The 8,688-nt window shown below is 65.0% G+C and carries 7 protein-coding genes; 4 read left to right on the top strand and 3 right to left on the bottom strand.

Features of this window, described 5'->3' with window-relative positions:
* From Q0X61_RS11815 to Q0X61_RS11805, 3 genes are all read left to right on the top strand, one after another.
* Window positions 1–887, top strand: an 887-nt coding sequence (locus Q0X61_RS11815; RefSeq protein WP_297742898.1) for a hypothetical protein, incomplete at its 5' end; no start/stop codon positions are given.
* Window position 888: 1 nt separating this feature from the next.
* Window positions 889–1,680: a ferritin-like domain-containing protein gene (locus Q0X61_RS11810; protein ID WP_297742896.1), complete on the top strand. Its 792-nt coding sequence runs from the start codon at window positions 889–891 to the stop codon at window positions 1,678–1,680.
* Between the two features lie 359 nt (window positions 1,681–2,039).
* A complete protein-coding gene (locus Q0X61_RS11805) occupies window positions 2,040–2,900 on the top strand; it encodes a hypothetical protein (RefSeq protein WP_297742894.1) in 861 nt (286 codons plus the stop codon).
* 354 nt (window positions 2,901–3,254) lie between these two features.
* Here the strand turns inward: Q0X61_RS11805 and Q0X61_RS11800 are convergent, their stop codons facing one another.
* Window positions 3,255–4,703, bottom strand: coding sequence for a cell wall metabolism sensor histidine kinase WalK (locus tag Q0X61_RS11800; RefSeq protein WP_297742893.1), 1,449 nt, complete (start codon window positions 4,701–4,703; stop codon window positions 3,255–3,257).
* Window positions 4,700–5,386 (bottom strand): response regulator transcription factor, encoded by a 687-nt coding sequence (locus Q0X61_RS11795; RefSeq protein ID WP_297742891.1) that lies wholly within the window; start codon window positions 5,384–5,386, stop codon window positions 4,700–4,702. The genes Q0X61_RS11800 and Q0X61_RS11795 overlap by 4 nt, the downstream gene beginning before the upstream one ends.
* Before the next feature lie 48 nt (window positions 5,387–5,434).
* On the opposite strand from Q0X61_RS11795, the gene argF reads away from it, so the two are divergent.
* Window positions 5,435–6,433, top strand: a complete 999-nt coding sequence (gene argF / locus Q0X61_RS11790) for an ornithine carbamoyltransferase (protein ID WP_297742889.1) — start codon at window positions 5,435–5,437, stop codon at window positions 6,431–6,433.
* Window positions 6,434–6,527: 94 nt separating this feature from the next.
* Here argF and Q0X61_RS11785 read toward each other — a convergent pair whose 3' ends face one another.
* On the bottom strand, window positions 6,528–8,606 hold the full coding sequence (locus Q0X61_RS11785; protein WP_297742887.1) for a bifunctional UDP-sugar hydrolase/5'-nucleotidase: 2,079 nt from the start codon (window positions 8,604–8,606) through the stop codon (window positions 6,528–6,530).
* Window positions 8,607–8,688 lie beyond the last annotated feature (82 nt).

Raw genomic sequence — 8,688 nt, 5'->3', positions numbered from 1 at the left:
CCAGACTTCGCGCAAGGAGTGGTCAGACGATGCAGCCCACCGTAAACCATCCCCCCGGGTACCGGAACGGACGCTTGTACTTCGACGCGTCGATGCGCGTCCTCACTACGGATTTCGACGTCGCTGCCTACACAAAGCGCGCTCGACCGAAGATCAACGTCGACGTCGGCGAGTTGCGCCTGGATCCCGTCTTGCATCAAGACCTCGAGTACCTGTGGCGCGTCGAAGCCTCGGCACTCGGTGACATGCGCGCCATGCTCTCGTCGTGGACGGGACGCGAGGCCCGGATCACCGCCTTCCTCGCCACCTGGGCCTATGAACGATACTGGATTGCAAAGGCTCTATCCGATGTACTCCAAGCCGACGGCTGCCCCGGCCCGGCCATGCCGGGATTCCAGCTGGTAGGCGCCGCGCACAGCCTCTACGTCGACTATCTGCTCCCCACTGTCGCCAGCCTCTCGACATTGCTCGTCCGCGAACCGATGTCCGCCGGCCACATGGCCCGCATGGCCGTCCACGAAGGGGCCATGGCAGCGGCCTATCGTGCGCTCACCCCCCGCGTCGACGCACCCGTCGCCGCCGTCTTCCGCCAGATATTGCTGCGACGCGCGGACTTCGTCGACTTCTTCCAGCAAGAAGCCGCGGCCCGCATCCGCCGTTCCACCCCGGAGCTGCGCAGCGCCCAGCTGCACCTGTGGCGCTGGGTGCCCATGCGCCCCGACGGCGTGCCCGACCCCGACGAGCGCCGCGCCATCCGAAGCATCTTCCGCACCCCGGAATCCAGGCTCGACGTGCGGTCCTCCGACGAGGTCATCGGCAAACTGCTGCCGGGCAATCCGCTCCCCATGACCCGCGCCCTGCGTCTAGTCCAACACCGAGGCAAGTGACATGGCGTTCGACTTCGAAAAGTTCACCGAGACATCCGTCGCCGTCCAATTCGACGACCTCGACTTCACGACGTTCAAGCGCCAACCCCTCGACGCATCCATGCTGCGCGTCATCCGGTACATGTGCGACGTGGAGTACCACACGTCGTGCTACCTGAGAGATCTGCTGGTGTCACCGTCGAGGAAGAAGCCTGAAGCCGCAGGGTTTATGACGATGTGGAACCGGGAGGAATTCTGGCACGGCGAAGCGCTGGCCGCGGTGTTACGTGAGCACGGCATCATCGTCGACTACGACGAGGTGAAGGCCAAGCGGGTGAAGCTTGGGTGGCAAGATGCGTTGGGTCCGCTGAAGCAGTCGTGGCCAACTAACTTGATTGGCGACGACTTCGTCGCGGTGCACATGTCGTGGGGCGCGACGAACGAGCTCTCCGCCGTCGCAGCGTACCGGCGGATGGCCGAGATGACCGATCACCCGACGCTCAGTCCGCTGCTCATGCGCATCGCGCAGCAGGAAACTCGCCACGTCGCCTTCTACACCACGCAGGCGATCAAGAAGATGGAGGAATCGGACCGGGCGAAGCAGCTTGTCAAACTGACCCTCACGAAGGCGTGGAAGCCAGTGGGCACGAGCATCATGGGCGATGACGAAGTGCGCGCGGTGATGGGGACGCTGTTCGAAGGGCAGCGCAAGATCATCGAGAACCTGGACCACCGCGTCGCGAAATTTCCGGGTTTGGAAGGCGTGACGGTGTTTCAGGACGCCTTCGAGCGCCTGGGTGTCAACCTGGACTGACCCTGCGCCACCCGATGGTCTGGGTGAACGCGGGCCGAAGTTTCCCCGAGTTGGGAGCTAACCCGATATCCACACGCGTTTGCTGAAATGGGCGTTTTCGGGCGTTCTGGAGAAACGCGTGTGGATATCGGGTTAGCTGTGGCCCCTGGTAGCTCAGGACTGGGAGGAACACGTGATGCTCTAGGGCTCCTCAACGAAGTTCGTCGAGCGATCCCCTCCATCGGATCAGCCCCTTCGGCGTGGACCGACAAGACCGAAGTAGTTTCAGTTCCCGATCCCACTTTGATGGCGCTCGTGAGGTGCGGATCGGCCCTGCCGTCGGCGTTGTGGCTGATCCAGCGCACGGATAGAGTTTCCGCATGACCCACGTCCGACGCTTCCTTCCTGCCCTGGCGATGTTGGTGCTGGCGGCCTGCCAGGTCGGGGGCGAGCCATCGCCCACGGTCAGTGAAACGCTGCAGGTGATGGCCCAGCATGTGGGTTCCGACGCCGTGCACCGCGTCGTCGTGGTGGATGAGCAGCCTGACCGCGTCGTGCGAGCGGCGTTCCGCGTCGGAGACCAGCTCGTCGAGGTGAGTCGCACCAACGGCGGCAACATTGCGACCCTTCCTGAGCCGCACACCGCCACCACCACCGCCAGCTTCACGGTGCCGTTTAGCGATGTCGATGACACCCTGTTCAGCGCAGCCCACTCTGCAACGACGTGTGACAGCCCCCTCGTGGTGATATTCGTCGCTCTGCCCCACGATCATGCACAGGTCATCACCCGCTGCGGGGAAGAGTTCGTCGCCGAGTACGTCGACGGCGAGCCCATCCAGCCCCTCGCTGGCACCACACCCGGGGAGCTCATGGGGCGCGCATCCGCACTCCTACGCACCCTCGCCCCCGACGACGATGTCGCCGATGTCATGCTCGAATCGGATGGGCCCCGCATCCAGCTTTCCCTCGCCGGCGCATCGGGCACAACGTTCACCGGCAAGCCCTGCTACCCGACGATCACTCTCAGCCATCGTGCCCCGGCACTCACCACCGGGTGCCAAGACAAGGAGCCCCCAGCCCGGCAGCCGCAGAGCGCCCTCGACCCCAACATCGTCGACCAGATCTGGGGCACGGCCGGGCGGCCGATGCCGTGGCACATGCTGATGCCCGGCGAGCACTGGACCCTCGGCACACCGGGCAAGCCCGACGTCCGTTTCCACCTCGACGGCACCCCCATCTGAGCAGGGGGTTGACGCGAGACATTTGCCCCTGGGGATCCTTCAGCGTCGAGTTCTTCCGCCGACACCGGGATAAGTCGCATCGCCCGAAGCTTCCGCAACCGAGACAACTACCGTCCCTGCACGCTCCTCACCGGGGACTGTCTCAATAAATGACCCCGCCCTCAACGGCGGTTGAGTAGCGAGCGCAGCTCGCGTATCGAAACCCGGCACGAAACTTCAAAATCCGTACGCAGATTGACCAAACCCTCTGATTTTGGGGGGTTAAGCGAATCTGCGTACGGATTATGAAGTTTTCCTCGGTGCATCTCGATACGGACCTCCGGCCCTACTCGATGGTCGGGGGCGGGGGAGGCCCTACTCGCCGACGGACGGCGCCGAGGCGTCGTCGGGTTCTTCGAGCAGGGGGAGCTTCAGTGTGAACTCGGCGCCGCCGCCCGGGTGGTTGGCGGCCTTGATGGTGCCGCCGTGTGCTTCGACGGTGTGCACGACGATGGAGAGTCCGAGCCCGGTGCCGGGGGTGTTGCGTGAGCGGTCGGAGCGGTAGAAGCGGTCGAAGATGTGGGGGAGGTCTTCTTCGGCGATGCCGGGGCCTTGGTCGGTGACGGTTAGCACGCCGTCGGCGAGCCGAACGCGCACCGTGCCGTCGTTGGGGGAGAACTTGACGGCGTTGTCGAGCAAGTTGGTGATGGCGCGTTCGAGGGTCGACGCGTCGCCCATGACCTCCGAGTGGTCGGTGTTCACGTCGAACACCATGCCCGGGCCACGACGCTGGGCGCGCTGCACGGAGGCGTGCACCACGTCGGCGAGCACGACGGGTTCGTGCGGGCGCTGGTTACCGTCGTCGCGGGTGAGCGCGACGAGGTCGCCCACCAGTGCGCTGAACTCACCGAGCTGCGCTGCGACATCGTTCAGAATCTGCCCCCTCGCGCCCGGCGGGAGCATGCCCGAATGCTCATCAGCGACGAGCAACTCCACGTTGGTGCGCATGGACGTGAGCGGCGTACGAAGTTCATGCCCAGCGTCGGCGATCAGCTGGCGCTGCTGCTCGCGCGATTGCTGCAACGACTTCAGCATCGTGTTGAACGACTGGGTGAGCTCGCCGAGGTCGTCGCGGCCGTAGATGCGGATGGGGTTCAGCTGGTCGGTTTGGGTGACGTTCTTCACCGCGGTGGACAACCGTCTGACCGGAGCCAACACGGCGCGCGCCGCCCAGAACGCGGTTCCCGTCGTGGCGAGGATGCCGAGCGAGCCTGTGGCGAGCATCACGAGCCACAGCGACTGGAGCGTGTCGCGCACGGTCTCCGTCGGGCGCGCGTAGGTGACGGAGTAATAGTCGACGGCGCGCTCGGTCGTGATCGAAAACGGTACGGTCACCGCCCGATACTCGGTGCCTTCGGCGAGCACCGTGCGTTCGTGGGTCTCTGCCTGGAGGCGGGCTATCGCGACGTCGGCGTTGTCTCGGGGAATCTCGACGGTTTGCGACCCCGGCTGACTGTGTCGGCCACTAGCGGAAACCACCGACAGTAGCGACCCGGACGTGCCGAGCGCCTCGGGGGTGAGCGTATCGAGGTTGTCCATGTCGGAGGCGAGCACGCTCGCCGCCTGTTGGGCTGTGCGGGTGAGATCGCGATCGAGCTGATCGAATAGCGACCAACGGGTAATCATGAAGCCGGTGGCACCGACGAGCACCACAGACACCGCCACCGACGCCCCCGTGAGCGCCGCGAGCCGCCACTGCAACGACTGGCCCGAGACGAGCCGGCCGATCTCACGGCGAAACTGAATCCACCAACTCGCGATCACGGGGCAGTTTCACGCAGGACGTACCCGATCCCGCGCACGGTGTGGATGAGTCGGGGCAAGCCGTTGATCTCCGTCTTGCGGCGCAGGTAGCCGATGTAGACCTCGAGGGAGTTGGCGGTGGTGGGGAACTCGAACCCCCACACCTCGTTGAGGAGGGTGTTGCGTTCGAGCACCTTGCGGGGGTTTTCCATGAACACGTTCAGCAGCGCGAATTCCGTGCGGGTGAGCGAGATGTGCTGCCCGGCTCGGGTGACTTCGCGGTGCTGCGGGTCGAGCACCAGATCTTGAAACTGCAGTGTGCTCGACTCCGCTTCCGAGTGGGGTTTGGCGCGACGGGTCAATGCGCGCAGTCGGGCCAGCAGCTCGTCGAGGGCGAACGGCTTGACCATGTAGTCGTCGGCTCCGGCGTCGAGGCCGTCGACGCGGTCCCCCACGGCGTCGCGAGCGGTGAGGATGAGGATGGGGACGTCGTTACCGGAATTTCGCAGCATCTTCGTCGCCTCAAGCCCGTCGAGGCGCGGCATCATCACGTCCATCACGATGGCGTCGGGGGTGTAGGAAGCAAGCTTCGCGAGCGCTTCGATGCCGTCCGAGGCAGTCTGTACTTCGCTCCCGGTGTACGAAAGCGAGCGCGCCAAGGAATCGCGGACGGCCTGATCGTCATCCACCACCAAGATCTGCATGGCGAAAGTCTACCTCGTCGGCCTCCCGGGTCTGGAAGACTGGCGAACATGACGCTACAAGGCCGATCATTTCTCAAAGAACTCGACTTCACAGCCGACGAGTGGCACCACCTGCTGCAGCTCGCCGCCGAGCTGAAGGCAGCACGCCGCGACGGGCGCGAGCAGCAGCGACTCGCCGGCAAATCCATCGCGCTGCTGTTCGAGAAAACTTCGACGCGCACCCGCTGCGCCTTCGAGGTTGCCATGGCAGAGCAGGGTGGGCACACCACCTACCTCGACCCGGGTGGCTCGCAGATCGGCCACAAGGAGTCGGCCGCCGACACCGCGCGCGTGCTCGGCAGATGGTACGACGGCATCGAATTCCGCGGCTCCGCACAGCGCGACATCGAGACGCTCGCCGCCCACGCCGGCGTGCCCGTCTACAACGGCCTCACCGATGATTGGCACCCCACCCAGATGCTCGCCGACCAACTCACCATGCGCGAGCACTCACCCAAACCCCTGAGCGACATCGCCTTCGCGTTCCTCGGCGACGCCCGCAACAACGTCGGCAATTCCCTGCTCATCTCGGGGGCCATGATGGGCATGGATGTGCGGATGGTCGCGCCGCCGTCGCAGCACAACACCCCCGACGTGGTCACTCGCGCCCGCGAGATCGCGGCCCAGACCGGCGCTCGGATCACCATCACCGACGACGTCACCGCCGGCGTGCAGGGCGTCGACTTCCTCTACACCGACGTGTGGGTCTCCCTCGGCGAGCCCAAGGAGGTGTGGGCGGAGCGGATCGACCTGCTGCGCCCCTACCAAGTCAATCGCGACGTGCTCGAAGCCACCGGCAACCAGGACGTGAAGTTCATGCACTGCCTGCCCGCGTTCCACGACCTCGAGACCGCCGTCGGCCGTTCCATCCACGAGCAGTTTGGGCTGGAGGGGCTCGAGGTCACGCACGACGTGTTCGAGTCCGAGGCGAGCATCGTGTTCGATCAGGCCGAGAACCGCATGCACACCATCAAGGCCGTGCTCGTTGCGACGCTCGTAGGCGAGTAAGCCCGACGCGCACGGCGCAGACAGACAGCGGGAGGCCCGGAGGAACACTGTGCTCCTTCGGGCCTCCCGCTGTCACTGAGTGATCGTTACTGCATCAGACACCCGTGCGAGGCAGATTGGGCCTCAGGCCTTCGCCAGGCTTCCGCTGGGAGCCGTCGCCCTTGTCCTTGGGGCCTTCACCCTCACCCGGGGAGCCGTCGCCCGCAGCGTCACCGGAGCCCTCCGATGCGGCGACGTTCACCTCGTAGCGCACCTCGGTGCCCGACGGATCGACGACGAAGCGCACGGTCTGCATGCCAGCCTTGGTGCCCTCGGGGAACGTGAGCGCGACCTCGGCAACACCGTCGGCGACGGTGCCCGCACCGATCTGCGTCTCGCCGAGGAAGGCCTTCACGGTCTTGTTCGCGAGCTGCGGGGACACCTTGGGGTTGTCCGCGTCGAGGAGCATGTCGAGGTTGCCCTTGTACACCTCACCAGCGGCGCCCAGTTTCACGGTGCCGGCCTGCCCGGGGGTGAAGCTCTCCGGCACGTCGGTGACGGAAACGCCACGTTTGGTGTAGTCAGGCGACAGTTCCTTCTGTTCCTTCAGCCAATCTACCCAGGTGGTGAGGTCCACGAGGCCTGTGTCGCGGGTGTTCTTGCCCTCCTTGAACGCGTGGAAGTCGTCGCCGCCGGAGATGAGGAACGAGCCCGAACCGACGGTGTACATCTTCTTCTCGTCAATTGGCTTGCCGTTGATCCACACGCCAGTGATGCGCTCGCCTTCGGGCAGCGACTCATCGAAGGTGTAGGTCACGTTCTTGGATAGGCCGAGCGCCAGGTAGGGGCGGCTCGGCACCTCGCCTTTGCCGTCGCGCTGCCACTGCTGGTTCAGCACCTGGATGAACTGGGCGCCAGTGATCTCAGTGGTGTTCAACGAGTTCGCGAACGGGAGGACGAGCGCGGCCTCTTCGTAGGTGATATCGCCCTTGTCGAAAGAATCGCGGGTGCCGCCCGGGTTCTGGATGCCGATGAACTCGTCGTTACCGTTGCTCATCTGGTCGTAGTACATCTGGGCAACCATGTTGGTCATCGGCGACTCCTGGTCGCGGGTGCCCGAATCGCCGGCTCCAGGGGTGGAGATGGCGTCGGTGGTCTTGCCCAGAACCTCGCTGCCCTTCACCGCGGCAGTTTCCTTCGCGGCGGTGACGATAGTGTTGATCCGGTCGATGCGCGGCAGGGAAGCATCGGCCTCGGCGGCCGGCTCCACCTTCTTGGGAGTAATCGAGCACAGCGCGCCGTTGGCGTCGAGGCTGAGGTCGAGCTGCACCAGGTTCTTGGCGTACGCGTCGGCCTGCACGATGGGCTGACCCTTCGCGGTTGTCGACAGGTACGGCGTGTGGGTGTGGCCGTTAATCACAGCGTCGACGGAGGCGTCGAGGCTGTTGTACATCTTGCCGAAGTTCGGTGAGGACTTCGCGGTCTCCGCGTCGGCTTTCGTGTCGGGGCTGCCCTCGTGGATGTTTGCGATGACGATGTCAGCCTCGTCGTTAGAGCGGTCGCCGTCCTTCAGCCGCTTCGCGATGGCGTTGACGCTCTCGACGGGGTCCTTCACATCCACCTCGGAGATGCCCGCCGGGGACACCATGGAGGGAAGATCGCCGGTGACTGCACCGACGACGGCGATGGTCGTGCCGCCCTTCTCGAACACCTCGTACGCCTTGAGGGGGGAGGCCACGTCGTCGGTGTCTTTCTTCACGACGTTCGCGCTCAGGTAGGAGAACTTCGACGCGGGGGCGACGCGGCCAGCGAGGTCGGCGAAGCCCTTGTCGAATTCGTGGTTGCCGGTGGCGGATACTTCGAGGCCAGCGGCGTTCAGCACGTCGAGGGTGGGCTGGTCGTTGGAGACTGCCGAGACGAAGGTGGAGCCGCCGATGCTGTCGCCGTTCGACACCAGGAGCACGTTGTCTTCGCCGGCGCTCTTGCGCAGCTGTTCGACGGGGGTGAACAGCTTGGCGGCACCTTCGACGCGGCCGTGGAAGTCGTTGAACGAGAGCAGGTGAACGGTTTTGCCCGGGGCGCATTCAACCGGAGCCGCGGAGGCAACCTGCGCCACACCTCCGGTGGCGAGCGCGCCGGTCATGCCAATCGCGGCAGCCGTCAGCCCAGCGAGCGGGCGGGACAACATGGACATACATTTCTCCTGAACGATGGTTCGAGCGCCCGCGCGCGCGGGCCACGTACTGAGCGAACTATAAGTCGCACATGGAAATCAA

It is taken from the genome of uncultured Tessaracoccus sp., assembly GCF_947255005.1.
Classification (GTDB): Bacteria; Actinomycetota; Actinomycetes; order Propionibacteriales; family Propionibacteriaceae; genus Arachnia.
The sequence above is the reverse complement of the archived record's forward strand: the minus strand, read 5'-3'. Positions and strand labels throughout refer to the sequence as shown.